Below are 21,111 nucleotides of genomic sequence, written 5' to 3' on the forward strand. Positions count from 1 at the left end.
GGATGCTCCCCCCCCCAAAAAAAAGGAAGACCCAAAAAGAAAGTGCTTAAGTTTATGACACTTTCGCACCGATTTTCACGGTCAAACTGTCATAAACTTAAGCACTAACTCGTATTTGCCTGAACCGGGACCAGCCCAGTGAGAGCCAGGACCAGCGAAAACTGGCCCCAGGCCAAAGCCACAACCTCTTACAGGTTGATCATCTTGCCCATAACGCCCTCAGCTGCTTCCTTCATAGCCTCGGACATGGTCGGGTGAATGTGGACGGCGCGGCCGATTTCCTCAGTGGTCAGCTCGTACTTCTCAGCCAGAACCAGCTGCGGCATGAGCTCGGAAACGTTGGCACCCACCATATGGCCACCCAGCAGCTCGCCGTATTCGGCATCTGCAATGAGCTTCACGAAACCAGCCGGCTCCGCCAGCCCCTGGGCCTTACCGTTTGCAGAGAACGGGAAGGTGGAGACCTTAATCTCGCGACCGTTCTCCTCTGCCCACTTCTTGGCCTGCGCCTCGGTCTTACCGAAGGAACCAACCTGCGGGTTACAGAAGGTTGCGCGCGGCATCATGTTGTAGTCCGGGATGGTCTCGGTCTCGTGACCCGCCATGTGCTCAGCTGCGATAACGCCCTGTGCCTCAGCGACGTGTGCCAGCTGCAGCTTCATGGTGACGTCACCGATGGCGTAGATGTTGTCGACGTTGGTGCGCATGTACTCGTCGATGACAATCTCGCCGCGCTCGCCCAGCTCAACACCGGCCTTGTCCAGGCCGATGCCCTCGGTGCGCGGTGCGAAGCCGATGGAGACCATAACGCGGTCGACGGTCAGAGTCTGCTCGTCGCCGCCATCCTTGGCCTCGACCTTGACCTCAACCGAGTCACCATTGTCCACGATGGAGGTGGTCTTGTGCCCGGTCATGAGCTTGACGCCCAGCTTCTTGTATTCCTTGGCAATAACCTTGGAGACGTCTGCGTCCTCGTTCGGCAGAACGTTGTCCATGAACTCGACGATGGTGACATCCACGCCGTAGTTAGCCAAGACGTATGCGAACTCCATACCGATGGCGCCAGCACCGACGATAACCATGGAGTCCGGCAGCTCGTCGGAGAGAATCTGCTCTTCGTAGGAAACGATGTTGCCGCCGACCTCAACGCCCGGCAGGGAACGGACGACAGAGCCGGTCGCAATAATCGCCTTATCGAAGGTAATTTCCTTGCCTTCGTCATCGCCATCAGTGATGGCCATGGAGGTCGGGCCAGTGAATTCACCGAAACCGTTGATTTCGGTGATCTTGTTCTTCTTCATCAGGAAATGAACACCCTTGACGATGCCCGCGGACACCTTGCGCGAACGCGCGTGTGCGGCACCGAAGTCAAAGGAGACATCGCCGGAGATACCGAAGGTCTTAGCCTCATGGTTGAAAATGTGCGCCACCTCGGCGTTCTTCAACAGAGACTTGGATGGAATACAGCCAACGTTGAGGCAGACACCGCCCCAGTATTGCTTCTCCACCACAGCGGTCTTCAGACCCAGCTGGGATGCACGGATTGCTGCGACGTATCCGCCAGGACCGCCGCCGAGTACTACAAGATCAAAATGTTCAGCCACGTGCACAAGTCTACGCACGACTTGTCTTTACTTCACGCGCGAGTCCCGGTTTTACCTACTGCGGTCGGCTACGGTGGTGGGCATGGGCACCGACACGGACACCGACTTGGGCAACAATCTCTCCTTCCTCTCCACTGATCTTGTCCCCGATTGGCTGGACGATATCGACGGCTCCCAGGCGCTGGCGTGGGCCCGCGCGCAGTCGGAGGCCACCGTCGCAGGTGTCGATTCGCTTGCCGACGACACCAGCGACCGCACCAACCTGGAACAACGCATCCTGGCTGCGCTCAACACCGATGCCCGGATCGCATACCCGGTGCGGCGCGGCGAGTACCTCTATAACTTCTGGCGGGATGCCGAGCATCCGCGGGGCCTGTGGCGGCGCACCTCGTTGCAGAGCTATCTGGCTGGCCAGGAAGATCCGCAGGCGACCGAGTGGGAAACTCTCATCGACCTCGATGCGCTGGCGAAAGCCGAGGGAGAAAACTGGGTCTGGAAGGGCACGGTGTGCCGTTATCCGGAGTATGACCGCGCGTTGATTCTGCTCTCTCGCGGCGGCGCCGATGCCACTATGGTGCGGGAGTTTGACCTCGTCAACTGCACTTTTGTGGAGGATGAGCCGTTCTACCTCCCGGAGGCGAAGTCCGATGTCTGTTGGTTGGGTCGTGACGAAATTCTCGTTGGCAGTGACTTTGGTCCGGGGTCACTGACGGATTCGGGCTACCCGCGGCAGGTGCGTCGGTGGCGGCGCGGCATGCCGTCGTCAAGCGCGGATGTGATTTTCTCAGGCCACAGTGATGATGTGGCCGTGGGCGGCTGGTTCGACGCGACGGAGGGTTTCGAGCGGCTGTTTGTCGAGCGTGCGCATGATTTTTATAATTCGCAGCGGTTCGTGGCAGCGGAGCGTCCGGGCAAGTTGGCGGCGCAGCAGAATGGGGACTTTTCCCTGCAGATCCTGGAGGTACCGCAGGACTGCCGGACGAGTGTCCATAGGCAGTGGTTGGTGCTGATGCCGCGCACGGAGTTCAATGGCATTCCGGCTGGTGGCGTGGCCGTTGTGGAGCTCGAAAAGTGGCTGGCGGGCTCGCGTGAGGTGGAGGTGATTTTCACCCCTGATCCGCACACCTCGTTCCAGCAGCTGGCGTGGACGAAGAACTTCCTGGTGTTGACGCTGTTGGAGGATGTCGCGACGAAGTTGGTCGTGTTGCGGGAGGGCTCGTGGGAGCCGGTGGAGGCTTTCGGCGAGTTACCGGCACAGGCCACTGTGAGCGTGATTGATACGGCCTCTGAACGCGACGATGAAATCTGGTTGGTGTCGACCTCGGCAACGCAGCCGGCAACTCTCTGGTACGGGCAAGTCGGCAACCCGCTCACGGAAGTGCGGCGTGCTCCGGCGCTCTTCGACAGTGAGGGGATGGAGACGCGGCAGCACTGGGCGACCTCGGCCGATGGCACGCGGATTCCGTATCGCATCACCGGCCGCTTCAGCGCGGGCGCTGGTGCAAGTGCTGACGCAGGCGCTAGTGCAGAGACAACCACAGCCACACCCACTCCGAACCCAGCCCCTACCCTCGTGCACGCCTACGGCGGTTTCGAGGTCTCACTGGTCCCGCAGTACTCGGCGATTCGTGGCCTGACCTGGCTCGAGCGGGGCGGGTACTTCGTGGAGGCCAACCTGCGTGGCGGTGGCGAATTCGGCCCGACCTGGCACTCCTCGGTGGTCAAGACTGAGCGGATGAGGGTCTATGAGGATCATCAGGCCGTGCTGCGCGACCTTGTTGCACGTGGCTACTGCACGCGCGAACAGCTGGGCGTGCGCGGTGGTTCCAACGGCGGGTTGCTGACCGCTGTCTGCCTCACCTCCTACCCGGAGTTGGTAGGCGCAGTGGTGTCCCAGGTGCCGCTGGCGGACATGATGCGCTATCACAGGCTGTCCGCGGGAGCCTCCTGGATGGCCGAGTATGGAAACCCGGACGACCCCACCGAGCGGGCTGCAATTGCGCAGTATTCGCCGGTCCAGCGCGTCGTCAAGCGAGAGCAGCGCGCCTACCCACCGGCGTTGATTACGACTTCCACCAGGGACGACCGTGTCCACCCGGCGCATGCGCGGAGCCTGGCGTGGCTGCTGGAAGAGGCGGGACAGCCGGTGGACTATCACGAAAACACAGAGGGCGGGCACGCGGGCGCAGCGGATAATTCGCAGGTCGCGTTTGTCGAGGCGCTCATATCTACGTGGCTGTGGAACAAGCTCAAGTAAGGTAACAGCCGTGAGTAGCGCTGATTTCACTAATCCATATACCGGTATCGCGTTCAACCTGGGTTTCCGGGTGAACAAATACGAGCTGGACCTCGACTATCGGGTCGGGCCGAATCGTCTGAAGGCGACGGCGACTCTGCATATCGAGATCAACGCCTGGACCTCGCACATCACGCTCGACTTTGCGGATGCGCTGGGGGCCGATTCGGTGGATGCGATTTCCGATTCGCAGGCACACTCTATCGATGTGAAGCGTTGGCGCCATTCGGGTCGTAAGCTGCGAGTCACCTTTGACCGCCAGCTAGCTCCCGACGAGACGCTGCAGTTGATTGTCACTTACTCGGGCACGCCACGTCCGGTGCGCTCGAAGTGGGGCGAAATTGGCTGGGAGGAACTGGAAAACGGTGCGCTCGTGGCATCGCAGCCGGTGGGCGCGGCATCGTGGTACCCCTGCGATGACGATCCCGAGGTCAAGGCGTTCTACGAGTTCACGATGGTCACCGACGCTCCCTACGAGGTCGTCGCACCAGGGCTTGCCGACGCTCCGGTGAACGTGGGCGGATCGCGCCGCCGCTGGCGGTTTGTCACCGAGGAGCCCATGGCCTCCTACCTGGCCACCATCAATGTCGGTCAGTTTAAGAAGGTCGAGCTGCCGTGTGAAACCTCGACTGTGGTGGCGTGGGTGCCTTCTGAGCTGGTGGCCAATGCTCGCCATGACTTCCGCGATCAGGGGCGCATGCTCGATGAATTCGCCAAGCTCTTTGGCCCTTACCCCTTCCGCGCCTACCAGGTGGTCATTTGTGAGGATGATCTGGAGATCCCCATTGAAGCTCAGGGGCTTTCCATCTTCGGTGCCAACCACGCCGACGGCAAGGACACGTGGAATCGACTGATCGCCCACGAGTTATCGCACCAGTGGTTTGGCAACAGTGTCGGCATTTCGCAGTGGCGCGATATCTGGCTCAACGAAGGGTTTGCCTGCTACTCCGAGTGGGTATGGTCCGAGGTCAGCGGTGGTGCCAGCGCGGATGTGCACGCCCGCAAGCACTACCTGGATCTGCTTGAGGAAGAGCAGGACATCGTCATCGCCAACCCAGGGCCAAAGCTGATGTTCGACGACCGTCTGTACAAGCGCGGCGCGCTGACTGTGCACGCTCTGCGTCTGCTGCTGGGCGACGAAGTGTTCTTTGACCTGGTGCGCAAGTGGACCACCACTAACCGCCACAGTGTGGTCGATGCAGTGGACTTCCGCGCACTGGCCAACCGCGTGTGCCGTGAGCGTGGCATCACCACCTCGCACCTGGATGTCATCTTTGACTCCTGGCTATCACGCAGCTCCTTGCCAAACTTCCCCGCTGACCCGACGCGCTCCCCTGCTGACCAGGGCATCGGCGATAATGGTGCTCCAATCGTGGACGAGAAGCTGGCTGCTCAGTTTGCAAAGCTCGGCTACTCGAAGGCCAAGGACTAGAGAGCTAGAGGCACGTCAATGTCCGGTTTCAAATGGTTGTCGCTGGCCACGATTGTCGCGGCGATAGGCAGCTTCGCGGTGCTGATTATTTCGGCCCGCGCACTTCCCAATGCTATAAACCTGCAGTTCGTGGCGTTTTGGGGACTGTTCTTCGCGCTCACGGGTGTTCTCGGCGGGTTGATGCAGGAGACCACGCGCGCGATTGGTGCTGCGGAAGCGCGGAACCGGGGGCGGGAGCGGCCCCGTGAACAGACCCCAGAGCAGAAGCCGGAGCAGGAACAGGAACAGACAGCTACCGAAACGGGTCAAACTCTCGGCGCTCGTCCCATCACAGTTTCCCTGGGCGTCGCCGCAGTTACTTTCATCACCATGACAGTGACGGGTCCGCTGTGGGCCCCACTGGTCGTGCAGGATGATGCCGGCACTGCAATTCTGCTCATGGCCTGTGGCCTTGCTCTGTACTCCATGCAGGCCACCACCTCGGGTCTGCTCAGCGGCCGCCAGCTGTGGGGCCCCTACGCCGCCCTAATCATGATCGACATTCTCGTGCGCGTAGCACTGGCACTCGTCGCCTGGTACTTCGGCTGGGGTCTGCTGGCCTGGCTGATTATTACGGTGTTCGGGACAGTCAGTTGGCTTATTCTCGCGCTGTTTTCCTCGGCAACCCGCTCGGTCATGTTCGCGCGTGCCGACGTCCCGGTGCGCCGCTTCGTCACTCTCATGGTCACGGCCATGGGCGCATCTGGCGCATCTGCTGTGCTGGTCACAGGTTTTCCGACAATCGTCAAGATTGCCGGCGAAGCGGTCACCACTGGCGCCGGGATAGCCGAGTCACTTACCCCTCCGCATGCCAACAACTTCACCGCAGCGGTGACCATTGCGGGAATCGCCTACGCCGTAACGCTGACCCGCGCTCCGCTGCTCATGCCCTTGGAGAAGTTCCAAAACGCCATCATTGTGAGCTTTGTCCGGCATCGCTCCGAGGGTGTACTGGCAGCGCTGGCCAAGCCGTTGGGAGCGTTGGCTGCTTTCGGCACCTTCGGGACGGGCCTGGCATGGCTCATCGGCCCGTGGATCATGACTCTCATCCTGGACGACAGCTATCACGTGTCCGGGCCGGTGCTCGCGGCGCTGACGCTCGGTGCGACGTTGACCGCCATGTTGATGATTACCGGCTCGGTCACCTTGGCAGTGGAAAAGCACCATATGTATCTGATCGGTTGGTTGGCTGCGACCACGATCGCCGTTGCCATTCTTTTCCTCCCTGGGCACCTGTCGGTACGCACGGTCGCGGCTATCGCCGTAGGCTCTGCAGTAGGTGTTGCCATTCACCTGCTTGCGCTGCGCACACTTTCCCCACGTGCTGCCAGGTCAGCCGTATCGGAGGCTTTTGCGGTGGAATAACACCACCCGCATCCGATGCCGTCCCAAAAAGCACCGTCCATATCTCCCTGCAACTCCCAAGGTTCGAGACTCACATGTCCACCATCACTGACCTCACGGTTCTCATGACCGTCTACCACCGCGTCGTCCCCGACCAGCTCGATACTGCGCTGCAGTCGCTGTGGAACCAGACGCGTCCGGCCGCGCACGTCATTGTGGTCATCGATGGCCCGATTGGGCAGGAACTCGACCGGGTCGTCGTCAAGCATGAACAGGCGCATTCGGAGATGACAGTGCTGCGGTGTGCGGAAAATGGTGGCTCGGGAGTGGCTTCGCAGGCGGGTCTTCGGCTGGTGGAAACACCATGGGTGGCGCGGCTGGATGCGGACGATATTGCGCGTGCGGACCGATTTGAAAAGCAGTGGGACGCGCTGACCGCTGACCCGGAGTTGGATGTATTGGGCAGTGCAATGGCGGAGTTCGAGGGCACGCCGAACAATGTGGTGCGCGTGCGGACTCTGCCGCAGACGCACGCCGAGATTGCGCGTTATATCAAGATCAATTCGCCTGTAAATAACCCCTCCTCGATGCTGCGCACGGCGAAGGTGCGTGAGGTCGGCGGATATCGCGACATCCGTCTGATGGAGGACTATGACCTCTGGGTGCGTCTCATGGCCGTTGGCGCGAAGTTTAAGAATCTGCCCGAGCCGCTGGTGTACTTCCGCGCCGACGGCATGTTCGAGCGACGAACCTCGCGCGGCATCATCCGCGGTGAACGCCAGCTCCAGCGCACGCTGGTAGCTAAGGGACTGATTTCCCGGCCGCGGGCGGTATTTAACTTGGCGGTGCGGACACTTTTCCGACTTTTGCCAACTCAGCTCATGTCACGCGCATATCGACGATTGTTTGTGCGGTAGGCTTCGGAGCGATGACTGACAACATGGATTTCTCGGACACCTGGCTGATTGTGCCGTGCTACAACGAGGGCCAGGTTATTCGTGAGGTTCTCGAGCACGCTCGCGAGACCTTCCCCAACATTGTCGCGGTCAACGACGGCTCTTCGGATAACTCCAGCCTGGAGATCCACAGGGCCGGCGCTCACCTGGTCAACCACCCTGTCAATTTGGGTCAAGGTGCCGCTATCCAGACCGGCGTGGAATACGCTCGCGCGCAGGCTGGATCGAAGTACTTTGTCACCTTCGACGCCGATGGCCAGCACCAGGTCAAGGACGTCGTCGCTATGGTGCAGCGACTGCGCACCGAACCAATCGACATCATTGTGGGAACCCGTTTCGGCCGCCCTCGCGCCGAGGATGACCAGGTGCCGCTGATTAAGCGAATTGTCCTCAAGACGGTGGTCATGTTGTCACCACGCACGCGCCGGCTCGGGCTTACCGACGCCCACAACGGCCTACGCGCCTTCAACCGCACGGTGGCAGAGCAACTGAACCTGCGCATGAACGGCATGAGCCATGCCTCCGAATTTGTCGAGGTCATGGACAACAGAGGCTGGCGTACCGCTGAGCAGCCGGTGGATATCCTCTACACGGAATACTCCATGTCCAAAGGACAATCCTTGTTCAACGGTGTCAATATCCTTGCCGACTCCCTGATTTCGAAGAGGCTGCCATGACCGCATCCATCGTTCAAATTATTTTGCTGCTGGCGATGGTGGGCCTGGTCGCTTACTTCGTCGCTAACCGTCGTAAAGCGCGCGCCAAGGCGGGCGTGAAGCTGGGATTCGTCGTTTTCGTCATCGCGTGCCTGTGGGCAATCGTGCGTCCCGACGATCTGACCGTGGTGGCCAACTGGATTGGTGTGAACCGAGGCACCGATTTGCTGCTCTACGTACTGGTGTTGGCGTTCGTGTTTACCACGGTGTCGTCCTACATCCGCTTCCGCGAACAGGAGCTACGCTACGCGCGACTGGCTCGTGCAGTGGCCTTGAAGACCGCTGTGCGTCCGGAAGAAGAAATTGTGATTTCGGGCAGCCAGAACAGCAGCCAAAAAGACAGCGCGACGAACGCCGAGAACAACGCTCCGTCCGACTAATCGGCACGCTAAGCGCATGTGAATCTGAGGCTGTGGTTCCATAGAAGCCATGAGCGAAGAAAATAAGGACAACATCGCCGCTGACAACAGCAGCGATTCGCAGCAGCCCTCGGCAGACGCAGCGCCGCAGGGGACACAGCAGGAACCCCAGCAGGCTTCTCAGCCGGTACCCACTGAACAGGACTTGGAGTCCTGGTCTGCCGACAGTGATGGAAAAACCAAGTCGTGGTACTCGATTCCGAACGCCGCATGGGCGCTAGCTGTCGTCGCATTGATCGTTGTCGGCGCAGCGGGCTTCTTCGCTGGCTCGCGTTCGGCTAGCTTCAACGGCGTGAGCACCGTCAACATGGCGGGCGTTGCACCAGGCAAGGGGGAAATTGCGCCTGTACCTGGCCCGAATGGCTCTTTCGACGCCAGCATCTACGGCCCAAAGGCGGGAGCGCAGCTGAAGTCCCCGGAGGATATGGACAATGTCCACCGCCGCAATGAAAATGATCCTTTTGCTCTCGGTGCAGTGGATGCGCCGGTCGTAATCTCGATCTACTCGGACTTCGAATGCCCGTTCTGCGCGAAGTTCGCAAACGAAACCGAGCCTGACCTCGTGGAAAAGTATGTCAATGAGGGTCTGGTCCGCCTGGAGTGGAACGATATGGCCATCAATGGTGAGAAGGCCATCAAGGACGCTGAGGCCGGCCGTGCCGCGGCAGCTCAGGGCAAGTTCTGGGAGTTCTCCCGTGCGCTGTTTAAGAAGGCCGGCGAAAAGGGCCAGGGCCACCCGGAGTTCACTGAAAAGGAACTGATTGCCGTCGCTCGTGAGGCCGGTGTGCCGGACATGAAGCGCTTTGAAAAGGAGCTTAAGGACGGCAAGTGGACCGAGGCGGTCGAGAATGCCACCCAGTTCGGTTCCATGCTGGGCATTTCCGGTACTCCGGGCTTCCTCGTTGGTACTCAGTTCGTCTCGGGCGCACAGCCGCGCGACGTGTTCGAGGACAACATCGAGTTGGCTCTCATCCACGCTAAGCGCATGGAAGAAGCTGGCAAGTAAGCTGCGCTAACCCTGATTCCGGAAGTATTCGACAGTGCGAGCCACGCCCTCCTGAATACTCATAGCTGGTTCCCAGCCGAGTACCTCATGCGCCCGTGTGGGGTCCAGCGCCGACCGCGCCACATCACCAGTGCGCGGCGGTGCAAACTCCGGATTATCCTCAGCACCCGCAGCCTGCGCCACCAACGAGTGCAGCTGCCGATCCGAAGTTTCTACACCGGTGCCGACATTAAAGCGCATTCCGCCACCGACCTCGCCGGATGCGCGGTAAAACGCATCCACCACATCGTCTACATACACATAGTCGCGGGTATTTCCGCCGTCGCCGAACACCTTGGTCGACTCCCCCGCCAGCAGTCGCTGGGCGAAAATAGCCACCACTCCGGCCTCGCCGTGCGGATCCTGCCGCGGGCCGTACACATTCGCCGGGGCAATGTGCGAGCACTCGAGACCATAGAGGTTGCGGAACATGTTCAGGTACAGCTCACCCGTCGCCTTCGAGGCGGCATAGGGGCTCAGCGGATTGACCGGCACGCTTTCCGACACCGGCAGCTTCTCCGGCGTGCCGTAGATAGATCCACCCGAAGAAGTAAACACAATCTTGCGAACCCCCTGCTTTCGGGCCGCATCGGCGAGCTTGATGGTGCCGATAATGTTCAGTGTCGCATCCCGCACCGGATCGGCCACGGAAATCCGCACATCAATCTGCGCTGCCAGGTGGAAAATGACTTCCGGACGGCTACGCTCGAGCAGCTCGTCCCAATCCACCTCCAACACATCGGCGGCTACGAACTCAAAGTCGTCGTTAAGCGATGCCTGCTGGAGGTTTTCCAGCTTTCCATGGGAGAGATCGTCCAGCGCCGTGACTGCGTACCCTTCCGCCAGCAGCCGGTCAACCAGCGTCGAACCGATGAATCCCGCACCGCCCGTCACCAGCGCGCGGGGTTTCGCGCTTGCCGACGATACTGTCATCGCGGTGGCCGGTGATTCGTTCTTGTGCTTCTCCATAGGAAGAACTATAGGCGCTTGGTAAGGAAAACCGCTTATACGTGTGCCAACCTCACATTGACGGGGTTGATTAGTCTTCCGAGGAATGCGAGATTACTCAGCGCGCTGTGGCAGGTTGACAGTGGAATTGAAGAGAATAACCAAGCCCATCAAGATGGCGATGACCATACCGCCACCGAGCATGACCGGGTAGGTCATCCAGGAGATGGACTCGGAGAGTTTGGTCAGAATTGCCGGGAATGCGAAGCCGATGTAGGTCAGGCAGTAGAAGATACCGGTCAGACCAGCCATATCGCGTGGGCCAGCGATGCGCTGTACCTCGTTGAGGCCGGTAAACATGGACAGACCGTAGCCGGCGCCCAACACCAGCGCTGCAATGAACGCCGTCACTGCGGTGGGGTTGGTGGACATCCAGGCCGCCAAGCCCATACCGATAACCACAATGCCAATTGCGATTAGCGAACCGCGGGCGTTGTGCTCGGTCACAAAGCGGGGACCAATCTGCTGAATACCAAAACCGCAGAGCAGCGCAAACAGTGTGACCATCGCGGAGTAGAACACTGGCTGGGAGACGTGGTCCTGAAGCAGAGACGGAATGATTGCGTAGGCAACACCGGCTGCACCGAAGACCCACGGCGCTCCCATCGCGGCGACGAGCAGGAAGCGACGGTTAGTTACCGATGGGGTACGTAGAGACTCCCAGAGGGTCTCGCGCGGAGCATTACTGCCGCCCAGGTGCGGCGACTGGCGGGTCTCCGGCACGGCCAACAGACCGAAGATTGTCGGGATAGAAATCAGGATGTGGATGATATAAGCCAGCTGCCCCGGCAGCGGTGCGAACTGCGCCAGCGTGCCGGCAATTCCCGCACCCAGACCAAAGCCCAAGGTCAGCGCCATGGACTGACGCTTCGCACCCGAGGTTGACTTGGCCTTGGGGTCAAAGCGCGGATCAGAGAGCTCTTTTACCCACGAGCCGCCCACGGCCATGACAATGCCGACTGCCAAGCCAGAGATAAAGCGACCAGTGAGAATAAGCGGGGCGGTAGTCTCGCCCAACGCAATAAGAGTCGACCCCAGAATCGAGAGAACCGGCGCGGCGAGCATCACCGGCTTACGGCCGATACGGTCCGAGATTGGGCCGGAAATCAGCAGTGCCGGCGCGATACCGAGGGCGTAGACCAGCAATAGAAGGTCAATAAACACCGGCGCCAGGTCGGCATTTTCGCGGTACATCACCATCAGCGGCGTGAATTCGTTGCCACCCCACGCGACGGCGAAAACTGCAATTGCGGCAAGCAACCACAGCGGCGTGCCCTTATTGGATTTGGCCCTGCCGTGAGGTACCTCATTTTCATTGCCGTTAGTTCCTGCGTGAGAAGACATGTCGTTTACTTTACGACGGTCCCCAGCGCCTTACGCGCAATGGTGGAAATTGAGTTACGGGGGCTAACCACAAAAGATGTGTCGGGGTGGTTTCGGCGCTTGGCGCTACCACCGCCCCAAAATGCCCCTGAAACCTGGGGCCCACACCCCCGTCTCGGGGTGACTTGTTGCCAACCTTGTTTCCCTGCCCCATCCGGGGGCAGTGCCCTTTTCGACACTACATCGTTATTGTTCCGTTACTTCTTCTGTATCTTGAGCCACTTTTGCCACACCATTCACACAACTTCTGAATATATAATTACAAATTAGTTCAATGTGGGGGTAGTCGAACAGCCATAAAACGCAGATTTCCCCTATTTAAGACAATCTCGCACATAGACGGCCGCCAGGTCGCGCAAATCGATCCAGAAACAACCCGTCGTTAAGTAGTGCCCAACCCACCCCCTTTGCACACCCCCGAATCCGCCTTTTTCAGGCATGCGTATAAATAAATCGGTCACAAACAAAGGAAATCTACCGCCATTCACCGACCCCCATTACCCCCGTTGTTCACTTTTTGTCACCGCTCGCTGAAGTTCAAACGCTGGTCGCTACCGGTCTGGCTGTGTAAGAATTCGACACCGTCAAACAATCTGTCCATTCCCCAAACGCTGGCTGAGAAAAACCTGGGGCGATTTCTGCGCGACCGCTGAGATCACCAAGGTCCTCGATGGCCGTGCGGACGGGTATGTAAAGAAAGTCTTGTTTTTTTATGACTACTTCGATCATCGCGAATGATCCCAAGCAGCGCCGTCAGGTGCTCACGGGAACTCTCGTGGGTACGACCATCGAGTTTTATGACTTCCTGATTTACGCTCAGGCCGCAGCTATCGTGCTTGCTCCGCACTTCATCGAGCCTGCTGCACAGTCGAATCCACAGGTGGCCCAGGTCCTCGCTTGGGCAACCCTGGGTATTTCCTTCCTCTTCCGCCCGCTTGGCGCGATCGTCGCTGGCCATATCGGTGACCGTTACGGCCGCAAGATGATTCTGGTCTTCACCCTCATCGGCATGGGTGCGGCTACTTTCTGCATCGGCCTGCTACCGACCTATGAATCAATCGGCATCGCCGCACCTATCCTGCTGGTTCTCCTCCGTGTTTTCCAGGGTATTTCCGCTGGCGGTGAATGGGGCGGTGCAGCCCTGATGTCCGTGGAGTACGCACCGAAGGAAAAGCGCGGTCTCTACGGCGCATTCCCGCAGGCCGGTGTTCCGCTGGGTCTGACCCTCGCGACCGGCACCATGCTGATTGTTATGGCAATCGTCGGCGAGGAAGCCTACATGGACTGGGGCTGGCGTGTGCCGTTCCTGCTGTCCTTCATCTTGGTTCTGATCGGTTACATGATTCGCCGTTCCGTTGACGAGTCCCCGGTCTTCCAGGCTATGCAGACTGAGTCTGCCGAGCGTTCCGCTCCGCTGCCGGAGCTCTTCCGCAACCACTGGGGCAAGGTCATCCAGGGTGCTCTGATCTTCGCTGCTCAGCAGGCTACCGGTTACCTCGTGATCGCATTCTTCGGCGCTTACGCACAGAAGACACTGGGCTACCCCGCAACCGTCGCATGGACCGGTACTCTCGTCGCTGGTATTTGCTGGACCATCTTCATGTTCATCGCCGGTGCTTGGTCCGACCGCATCGGCCGCGCTAAGACCTTCATCATCGGCTACGTCGTGATTATGATTTGGGAGGCCGTCATGTGGAGCATCCTGGACCAGGGTCCGTTCCTGTACATCATGACCGTCGCAGTTCTCACCCTGCCACTGGCCCTGACCTTCGGCCCGCAGCCAGCCATGTACTCCGAGATGTTCCCGGCTGAGGTCCGCTACTCGGGCGCTTCCATCGCTTACGCCATCGGCGCCGTCCTCGGTGGCGCATTCGCTCCGATGATTGCCCAGATGATCATGGACGCCACCGGCAACCCGTTCTACATCTCCGTCTACCTGATGGCCATGGCTATCCCGGCACTGATTGCCCTGTTCCTGCTGCCGAAGGGTCTCGAAGACCGAGACCTGATCGAGCACCCGGAAACTAACCTCGACGAAGTTAAGTCGCGCGTCTAGTTCCCACAGCTAAGGGATCTGCCCCACCGAGGGTCTGATTACGCAAGCCGTCGTCAAGCATTGCACAACGCAGCATTTGCTTGACGACGGCTTTTGCGTTTCCACCTTCTTTTTCTCCCGATAACCCGCTTTCTCTTTCCTCGGTCCCGATTTCCTCATGAGTTTCTCAGTCGAAAGCGACTGACAAGCCCCAGATATCCCATTAACGTTGGGTTATGGCACAGAATTCTTCCAGCTCCACGCGAATCCCCCGCCGGCGCTCGACCGACGCTCCGAAGACACTCCCCTCCCGTCCGGAACCGGAAGTGGCACGCGCACTGCAAAAGGTCCTGGACGGCTATTTCCCCGAGGCGCGCGCTGATGTCCGCGCCCTTTTAGAAGACCCCACCCTGCGGCCCACCTCTGGGCTGACCGTGGAGGAGGCCAGGCAGCACACCACCGAGGCGTTGTCCAAGGTGCTTAAGACCGGCATGCCCTATGGTGCTTTCCGCACTGACCAGGGAGGCACAGGAGATACCGGCGGGACACTCTCCGGGATTGAAATGCTCGGCCACACCGACTTGTCGTTGATGGTGAAGTCCGGAGTGCAGTGGGGCCTTTTCGGCGGCGCTGTCAGCAATCTGGGGACTGAGCGTCACAGCGAGTTGGTGCGTGACCTCATTGAGCTGCGGGCTCTCGGCTGCTTTGCGATGACCGAACGCGGCCACGGCTCGGACGTGCAATCACTCGAAACCACGGCACATTACGACCCCGAGACGGAAGAATTCATCCTCAATTCGCCGACAGCTTCCTCTGAGAAATGGTTTTTGGGCAACGCCGCGCGCGATGGGCGCTGGGCTGCGGTTTTTTGCCAGCTCTACACACCAGGACAAGAAGAATCCCATGGTGTGCACTGCATTGTTGCCCGGATCCGCAATGATGACGGTTCGCCTGTCGACGGGGTTGCGATTGGCGACCACGGCACCAAAGGTGGCCTCTTGGGCGTGGACAACGGCACTCTCATGTTCGACCATTACCGCGTGCCGCGGGAGAACCTGCTTAACCGTTTCGCAGATGTCTCGGCCGCTGGCGAGTACAGCAGCGATATTGGCAGCCCCAATGCACGGTTTTTCACGATGCTCGGTGCCCTCGTGCGCGGCCGCGTGACAGTCGGTGCGGCCGCTGGTGCGGCAACCCGCACCGCACTGACCATCGGCACCAAGTACGCACACTTGCGGCGCCAATTTGCTCCCGACGATTCGCTGCCGGAAAAGAAACTCATTGAGCACCGCCAGCACCGAATCCGACTACTCCCCCGCATTGCGCGTTCGTACGGTCTGCAATTTGCCACCAACCTGCTGATCAAGCGGATTCACGACCTCGAAGCGGAAGGGCTGGACCGTGCGAATCTAACCCCGGAGCAGGCTCGCGATCTACGTGAAGCGGAGGCACATGCCGCCGCATTGAAGGTCGCCAACACCGCGCATGCCACCGATGCCATCCAGGAGATGCGTGAGGCCACCGGTGGAGCTGGCTACATGGCGGAGAACCTGTTGACCATTCTCAAAGAGGACTCTGACGTATTCACTACCTTTGAGGGCGACAACGTGGTGATGTTGCAGCTGGTCACCAAGGAACTTTTGGGTGGTTTTGCCCGGGAGGTACAGAGTTTTTCCAACCTGGAAATGGTGCGCTTCGGCCTCGACAATTTCAGTGGCATTTTGCGCCGTCGCACCGGTGCGGACGCCGTCGTTCAGAACCTCTTGGATGCGCTGACTGACGCTGATGAGTCCTCGCTCTTTGACCCCGCCAGCCAGATGCAATTGCTCATCGAGCGCGAGAATCGACTTCTCAAGTCCCTTGCTCGCAGGCTGCGCCCGGCGCGGAAACTGCCTGTGGAAAAGGCCGCGAAGCTGGTGGACAAGGTCCAGGACCACATGATTTCCTGCGCGTGGGCGCATATCGATCGCATGATTTTGGAAGCGTTCTTTGAAGCTGAATCCACACTCACAGATGAGCGCTCTCAAGAGGTGCTCGAGCAGGTTCGCGATGTGTTCTTCCTGTCGGTGGTCTGCGATAACGCCGGCTGGTTCTTGGAGCAGTCACTGCTCACCGGTACTCGCACCAAGGGCGCGCGGGCGGGCTTGGCCGATCTTGTTGATTCCCTTGGCCCCTGGTCTGAGGTGCTTGTCGACGCCTTCGGTGTCCCCAGCACCATGCTGGATATCCCCATGATGGAGCCTTACGACGCGATGACACCGAAAGCTAAGGCAAACCCGGCTAGTTAGCGTGTTGGCCGGTTGGCTGCTGTGGCGGTGACTGGTGTGAGGTAGCTACGGCCTGGATGCGCAGGTTGGCTACTGCGCCAAGAAACCTTCCAACCCAGCCACAGTGGCCTCTGCCAAGCGCTGACGGCCTTCGTTGGAGGTCAAGAGGGCAATGTCGCTGCTATCACGCATGTTGCCGTATTCGACCAGTGCCTTTGGTTTCGTCGATAGGTTGAGTCCGGTGAGGTCAGCGCGCGGATTCAGCCCCTGGCTACCGAGGTAGTTGGATGGAGCAAAACCGGCTGCGACAAAAGCATCGCGCAGCGCGGTTGCCAGCGCGGTAGATCCCTGCTCGTCATTATTGGCGAGCGGCTGCGAAATCGCAGACACATGGAATCCGCGGTTGCCCTCTCCAGCACCATCTGCGTGAAGGCTCACCACGGCATCGGCGTTGGAGGCATTTTCCTTCTCTGCACGGGCATCGATGCAATCTGCACGACCGGTGTCATCGACGCGGCTGAGCAGCACCTGAGCACCGCGCTGTTCGAGCAGCTGCTTAATTTCCTGCGCCATCAGCCAATTGAACTCATGCTCCGGGAAGCCGTCATTGGAAGCGGTACCGGAGGTATTACATGGCTTCTGGCCACCGCGGCCGTCAGTGACCATCATGTCCGCTGGTGGTGGGGTGCCGGCGTGTCCCGGGTCGAGGTAGATGACCTTGCCGGCTACAGCGCTGGAGCCGTCGGCACGCGAAGTAGCGCGATTAGCTTGCTGTTGTTGTGCATCGCCAGAAGCGACTGCGTCGGGGTTAGCAGAATCAGACATTGCAGACTCCTCATTCGGCGGAGTGGGGTTCGGCATCTGCATAGCCTCTTCTTCAGCTGCCAACGACGTTTGCGTTTCTGTCGACGCAGCTTGCTGAGCGCTTCCTGCTTTGGAAGCCTCCGTGTCGATGGTGCAAGCTACAAGACCGGCTGGCAAAATTGCCGCAGCCACCAAAGCCACAGCTAGTCGTCTTGCTGATCGCTGCACTGCTAGTCCCTGGTGTCCGGGCTGCCGCATAGTGCGTTCTCCTAGTTTCCGCGTACCTGCTATGTGCTGAGTAACAGTAGCAAACACTCGATTGAGAGTCGCCGGCTCCGAGATTTCCTCCCCCTTCGTTTCGGGGAATCACCGCACGTCGGGACGTGTGCAGGATTTTTCAGGACTTATCACCGAGGGGTTTAGTGATTCCCCTTCGCCTGTGCTGCCAAACCCGTAAGCATTAAGTCCACAAGCTTTTCTTGCACACCGGGAAAGTACTGCTCGACCGCTGCAGAGTTAGGAAGGGGACGCGACACCACAGCGAGCCCAAGGTGGAAATCAAGCGGTGCAACGTCCTCCGGGCATAGCCCAGCTGCTTTTGCCTTATCCAGCAGTCGCGTATAGCTCTGACGCAACTCCGTCATTCGCTTTTCGATAATGCCATCAATCTTTTTCGCCTCGCTCCCCAAACTGGTATTGAGATCGCTGAATAATGCCTGGGCAAGTGCCGCAACACTTAATTTCGCGATCGCGTGGACTGCTTCGTGCCAAGCGCCGTCCGGATCGTCGTCAAACTGAGCTACGGCTGCCTCAGTAACCCTGTCGATATCAGCTGCAACACGAGCACTGACTGCGCCGAGAAGCTCAATCCTGCTGGGAAAGTGCCTGCTTGCCGTAGCTAAACCGACACCGGCCTCCCTGGCAATCGCACGCATGGATACACCGGCTCCTTGCTCTATCAAGAGTTTTCGCGCTGCTTCCACGATGGCATCACTGTTCATCACTGCATCTTGTCTCACACTCGCATCCTAACAAACGGAACACTATGCTCCACTTTGTAAGTGAAACACTCTGCTCCAGTTAGGAGATAGGCCATGTCAACAGCTACGACTGAGACGAAAAAAGCCTCACCCGCCCCCAAAGCAGTAGCCGTGATCTTCGGTATTCCGCTCGTCATCGGGCTCATGCTCTTCGCGTTCCTGGCACCGACATTTGCCTCCGGCCCGAACGATGTCCCCATTGCGCTGACTGCCCCCGCCCCAATATCCGAACAAATCACCCAAGCCATCGAACACAAAGCTGGCGACGATGCTCCTGATATCCAGGTGATGGACACCCCTGACGCCGTACGCGAGTCAATCCTCAATCGCGAAACTGTTGGCGGCATCGTCATCTCCCCGACGGGCGCTACCGCCTACACCGCTTCAGGCAACGGCGCACCTTACTCGCAGCTTATCGACGGCATTGCGACGACCCTCGAGTCTCAAAACATCCCTGTAGAGCGGGAGGATTTGGCTCCAACCACACAGGATGACCCACAAGCTTCCGGTGTCGCGCTCCTCGGCTTGCCGCTGGCTTTCGGCGGTATCATCTCGGCAGTTATAGCCACCTTCCTCTTCCGAGGTAAGAAGTGGACGAAATTGGGTGTCCTCGCTGGCATCGCAGTCTTCGGAGCCCTCGTGGCAACGTGGATGCTCCACTCTGTCTACGGCACGCTTTCGGGCAGCTTCGGCATGGAATGGCTGGCTATTTCTCTGGGAATCCTGGCTACCTCAATGCTTACCGCCGGGCTTGCGGCCATTATTGGCACTCCCGGTGTGGGCATCGGCGCCATTTTGACGATTTTCTTGGCGAACCCGCTCTCTGGACTGTCCACCGGCCCCTGGCTGCTTCCGGCCGGTTGGTCCACCCTTGGCCAGTGGATGCCCATTGGGGCGACTGGCTACCTAGTCAGGTCACTGTCATTTTTCGATGGCAACGGTGCTGGGGCAGCGTGGTGGGTTCTCATCGTCTGGGTTGCCGCTGGATTCGCTCTCCTCATGTTTGACCGATCCAAAAAATAAAAAACGGGACCCTTTTTAAAGGATCCCGTTTCAAACCGAGCCGCCTGCGAGAATCGAACTCGCGACCTTCTCATTACGAGTGAGACGCTCTACCGACTGAGCTAAGGCGGCACGCACATTGCGCCGAGCTTTCAAGCAAGCAGAAATAACCCTGCACAAAATGTACAAGCGGTAATACTACTGTACTGCCCCCATCGCTACCAAAATGGGGCCTGCAGTCCGCTGCATTAGGCGCGGCTACCGGCTTACCTACGACCAACCTGCCCCGCGATCTGCAATTTAGCCATCAATTCATCCATCAAGACCGTCAACTTCACTGCAGTCACGAGCATGCCGCGCACCTCGGTGACAGCATCGATGGAGGCCAATATCGCCTCCGGCGGAAGGCGTCGGGCTAGCTCCGTGGCTGTCCGACGACGGTCTGGATTTATGAGGTAGACCGCGCCATCGCCAAACTCAGAACCAGCACCAAAGCCCGAATCCCCCGAAGCAGTCTCACCACCACGTTCCGCCCCAAACGCCAGCACCAGGGCGTCACGGTAAAGCCCCATAATGTCGGTCAACGACAGGTCGATCAGATCTGACTCCGCGCGCCTGCGCCGCCGCTTCTGATTTTCCTCCAGCTCCTTGATAACCCCCTTAGAGCCGCGCAGTGCCGCCTGCGCACCCTTGCCGGACGCACCTACGCCCAGTGAGCGCTCGAGGTTCTCCAGCTCCTCAGCCTCTAGTGGCTCCATCCGCCGCTTCACCTCGCCAGCCACTTCGTTGGCTAACTCTCGCGCCGCCAAATACGACTTCGCCGGGTCGAACACGGCCTCTACGAAATCCAGGGCCTTGCCCCGCCAGGCACGCGAGCCCTCATCGGAGACAAAGCCACGCGCACGCCCAATGTGACCGTTGGACACCGTCGCGGCCCAGACCGCTTGCTCGTCGGTAAGCTCTGGCCGCTCGGCGCGCAGGAGGTTTGTGACGTCGTCGATATGCGGCGTCGGCACATAGACGTGGCGGCAGCGCGAACGGAGCGTAACGGAGAAATCCTCCGCGTTCGTCGTTGGTGCGCACATGATGATGACGGTGCGCAGCGGCGGTTCTTCCACCACCTTGAGCAGCGCATTTGAGGCGGATTCGTTGAGGCGGTCGGCGTCTTCGATGATTAGCACGCGACAATCCGCCGTTGTGGGCATCTTGTAGGCCCAGGGCCGCAGCTCGTCCCTCACCGTCGCCACGGAAATGATGGTGCCCTCCGGGCGCACAATCTTGATATCGCCATGTGTTCCCGCCAGCGCCGTCCGGCAGCCCTCGCACTCGCCGCATCCGGGGTTGTCATGCCGCGTGCACAGCAGCGCCGCCGCAAACGCCGTCGCCGTCACCGACCGCCCCGACCCCGCAGGTCCCGTGAACAGCCAGGCGTGCGTCATGTCCGAGTCGCGTGGCACATCGCTTAACGACGACCCCGCGTCCCCACCTTCCGGCGAAACCTCCACCCCATCGCCTGCCAGCGGTTGACCGTTGGCAAAGCGATAATGCGCAGCGCGCACAGCAGCCTGCAGCCGCTGGCGAACCCCACCGGTTTCGGGCATACGAGAAAACACGCTGCGCTCTGTCATCGGCTCTGTCATGGCCACAACTCTAGCGCGCCCCACGAGACTCTTGTGAGGTAACTACTCCCTGCAATCCGGGGTTGCCACTAAGGTAGTAAT

16 protein-coding genes and 1 tRNA gene are annotated in these 21,111 nt (G+C 59.7%); 10 read left to right on the forward strand and 7 right to left on the reverse strand.

Annotated features, from left to right (window positions below; all coding sequences use genetic code 11):
* Positions 1-188: 188 nt before the first annotated feature.
* Positions 189-1,604: a dihydrolipoyl dehydrogenase gene (gene lpdA, locus HMPREF2920_RS04195; RefSeq protein WP_042389081.1), complete on the reverse strand. Its 1,416-nt coding sequence runs from the start codon at positions 1,602-1,604 to the stop codon at positions 189-191.
* A gap of 82 nt (positions 1,605-1,686) precedes the next feature.
* On the opposite strand from lpdA, the gene HMPREF2920_RS04200 reads away from it, so the two are divergent.
* The 7 genes from HMPREF2920_RS04200 to HMPREF2920_RS04230 all read left to right on the forward strand — a co-directional run bounded on the left by HMPREF2920_RS04200 (position 1,687) and on the right by HMPREF2920_RS04230 (position 9,812).
* Complete coding sequence (locus HMPREF2920_RS04200; RefSeq protein WP_083327111.1) at positions 1,687-3,861, forward strand: prolyl oligopeptidase family serine peptidase; 2,175 nt, start codon at positions 1,687-1,689, stop codon at positions 3,859-3,861.
* A 10-nt stretch (positions 3,862-3,871) separates the two neighbouring features.
* The gene (locus HMPREF2920_RS04205) at positions 3,872-5,332 is read left to right on the forward strand and encodes a M1 family metallopeptidase (RefSeq protein ID WP_070854029.1); all 1,461 of its coding nucleotides are present in this window, start codon (positions 3,872-3,874) and stop codon (positions 5,330-5,332) included.
* Positions 5,333-5,350: 18 nt separating this feature from the next.
* A complete protein-coding gene (locus tag HMPREF2920_RS04210; RefSeq protein ID WP_070854030.1) occupies positions 5,351-6,736 on the forward strand; it encodes a polysaccharide biosynthesis protein in 1,386 nt (461 codons plus the stop codon).
* Between the two features lie 74 nt (positions 6,737-6,810).
* Positions 6,811-7,632, forward strand: a complete 822-nt coding sequence (locus tag HMPREF2920_RS04215; RefSeq protein ID WP_070854031.1) for a glycosyltransferase — start codon at positions 6,811-6,813, stop codon at positions 7,630-7,632.
* Positions 7,633-7,655: 23 nt separating this feature from the next.
* The gene (locus tag HMPREF2920_RS04220; protein WP_048732520.1) at positions 7,656-8,348 is read left to right on the forward strand and encodes a glycosyltransferase family 2 protein; all 693 of its coding nucleotides are present in this window, start codon (positions 7,656-7,658) and stop codon (positions 8,346-8,348) included.
* Positions 8,345-8,767, forward strand: coding sequence for a DUF2304 domain-containing protein (locus HMPREF2920_RS04225; RefSeq protein WP_070854032.1), 423 nt, complete (start codon positions 8,345-8,347; stop codon positions 8,765-8,767). Before HMPREF2920_RS04220 ends, HMPREF2920_RS04225 begins: the two co-directional genes overlap by 4 nt.
* A gap of 49 nt (positions 8,768-8,816) precedes the next feature.
* On the forward strand, positions 8,817-9,812 hold the full coding sequence (locus HMPREF2920_RS04230; RefSeq protein WP_070854033.1) for a DsbA family protein: 996 nt from the start codon (positions 8,817-8,819) through the stop codon (positions 9,810-9,812).
* A gap of 6 nt (positions 9,813-9,818) precedes the next feature.
* Here HMPREF2920_RS04230 and HMPREF2920_RS04235 read toward each other — a convergent pair whose 3' ends face one another.
* A complete protein-coding gene (locus HMPREF2920_RS04235) occupies positions 9,819-10,784 on the reverse strand; it encodes a GDP-mannose 4,6-dehydratase (RefSeq protein WP_070854049.1) in 966 nt (321 codons plus the stop codon).
* A 129-nt stretch (positions 10,785-10,913) separates the two neighbouring features.
* Positions 10,914-12,203 carry an MFS transporter gene (locus tag HMPREF2920_RS04240; protein ID WP_070854034.1) on the reverse strand — a complete coding sequence of 430 codons (1,290 nt, stop codon included), beginning with the start codon at positions 12,201-12,203 and terminating at the stop codon, positions 10,914-10,916.
* Between the two features lie 751 nt (positions 12,204-12,954).
* Here HMPREF2920_RS04240 and HMPREF2920_RS04245 point away from each other — a divergent pair.
* Entirely contained in the window at positions 12,955-14,298 is a 1,344-nt protein-coding gene (locus HMPREF2920_RS04245; RefSeq protein WP_016421948.1) for an MFS transporter, read from the forward strand.
* A 215-nt stretch (positions 14,299-14,513) separates the two neighbouring features.
* Positions 14,514-16,565, forward strand: coding sequence for an acyl-CoA dehydrogenase family protein (locus tag HMPREF2920_RS04250; RefSeq protein ID WP_016421947.1), 2,052 nt, complete (start codon positions 14,514-14,516; stop codon positions 16,563-16,565).
* Between the two features lie 69 nt (positions 16,566-16,634).
* Here the strand turns inward: HMPREF2920_RS04250 and HMPREF2920_RS04255 are convergent, their stop codons facing one another.
* Both HMPREF2920_RS04255 and HMPREF2920_RS04260 read right to left on the reverse strand, forming a co-directional pair.
* Entirely contained in the window at positions 16,635-17,606 is a 972-nt protein-coding gene (locus HMPREF2920_RS04255; RefSeq protein WP_016421946.1) for an N-acetylmuramoyl-L-alanine amidase, read from the reverse strand.
* A 161-nt stretch (positions 17,607-17,767) separates the two neighbouring features.
* The gene (locus tag HMPREF2920_RS04260; protein WP_048732292.1) at positions 17,768-18,367 is read right to left on the reverse strand and encodes a TetR/AcrR family transcriptional regulator; all 600 of its coding nucleotides are present in this window, start codon (positions 18,365-18,367) and stop codon (positions 17,768-17,770) included.
* Positions 18,368-18,442: 75 nt separating this feature from the next.
* Between HMPREF2920_RS04260 and HMPREF2920_RS04265 the strand changes: the two genes are divergently transcribed.
* A complete protein-coding gene (locus HMPREF2920_RS04265) occupies positions 18,443-19,411 on the forward strand; it encodes an ABC transporter permease (RefSeq protein WP_016421944.1) in 969 nt (322 codons plus the stop codon).
* Positions 19,412-19,449: 38 nt separating this feature from the next.
* On the opposite strand, the gene HMPREF2920_RS04270 is transcribed toward HMPREF2920_RS04265, so the two are convergent.
* Positions 19,450-19,522, reverse strand: a tRNA-Thr gene (locus tag HMPREF2920_RS04270).
* 134 nt (positions 19,523-19,656) lie between these two features.
* Positions 19,657-21,030 (reverse strand): DNA polymerase III subunit delta', encoded by a 1,374-nt coding sequence (locus tag HMPREF2920_RS04275; RefSeq protein ID WP_070546349.1) that lies wholly within the window; start codon positions 21,028-21,030, stop codon positions 19,657-19,659.
* Positions 21,031-21,111 lie beyond the last annotated feature (81 nt).

Source organism: Corynebacterium sp. HMSC075F02, from assembly GCF_001838335.1.
GTDB classification, from domain to species: Bacteria; Actinomycetota; Actinomycetes; order Mycobacteriales; family Mycobacteriaceae; genus Corynebacterium; species Corynebacterium jeikeium_D.

Coding starts and splice junctions, on each gene's coding strand:
- HMPREF2920_RS04225 (WP_070854032.1), top strand. CDS start 8,345: ATGACCGCATCCATCGTTCAAATTATTTTGCTGCTGGCGATGGTGGGC.
- HMPREF2920_RS04255 (WP_016421946.1), bottom strand. CDS start 17,606: ATGCGGCAGCCCGGACACCAGGGACTAGCAGTGCAGCGATCAGCAAGA.
- HMPREF2920_RS04200 (WP_083327111.1), top strand. CDS start 1,687: ATGGGCACCGACACGGACACCGACTTGGGCAACAATCTCTCCTTCCTC.
- HMPREF2920_RS04220 (WP_048732520.1), top strand. CDS start 7,656: ATGGATTTCTCGGACACCTGGCTGATTGTGCCGTGCTACAACGAGGGC.
- HMPREF2920_RS04250 (WP_016421947.1), top strand. CDS start 14,514: ATGGCACAGAATTCTTCCAGCTCCACGCGAATCCCCCGCCGGCGCTCG.
- HMPREF2920_RS04235 (WP_070854049.1), bottom strand. CDS start 10,784: ATGACAGTATCGTCGGCAAGCGCGAAACCCCGCGCGCTGGTGACGGGC.
- HMPREF2920_RS04215 (WP_070854031.1), top strand. CDS start 6,811: ATGTCCACCATCACTGACCTCACGGTTCTCATGACCGTCTACCACCGC.
- HMPREF2920_RS04240 (WP_070854034.1), bottom strand. CDS start 12,203: ATGTCTTCTCACGCAGGAACTAACGGCAATGAAAATGAGGTACCTCAC.
- HMPREF2920_RS04230 (WP_070854033.1), top strand. CDS start 8,817: ATGAGCGAAGAAAATAAGGACAACATCGCCGCTGACAACAGCAGCGAT.
- HMPREF2920_RS04210 (WP_070854030.1), top strand. CDS start 5,351: ATGTCCGGTTTCAAATGGTTGTCGCTGGCCACGATTGTCGCGGCGATA.
- HMPREF2920_RS04275 (WP_070546349.1), bottom strand. CDS start 21,030: ATGACAGAGCCGATGACAGAGCGCAGCGTGTTTTCTCGTATGCCCGAA.
- HMPREF2920_RS04245 (WP_016421948.1), top strand. CDS start 12,955: ATGACTACTTCGATCATCGCGAATGATCCCAAGCAGCGCCGTCAGGTG.
- HMPREF2920_RS04265 (WP_016421944.1), top strand. CDS start 18,443: ATGTCAACAGCTACGACTGAGACGAAAAAAGCCTCACCCGCCCCCAAA.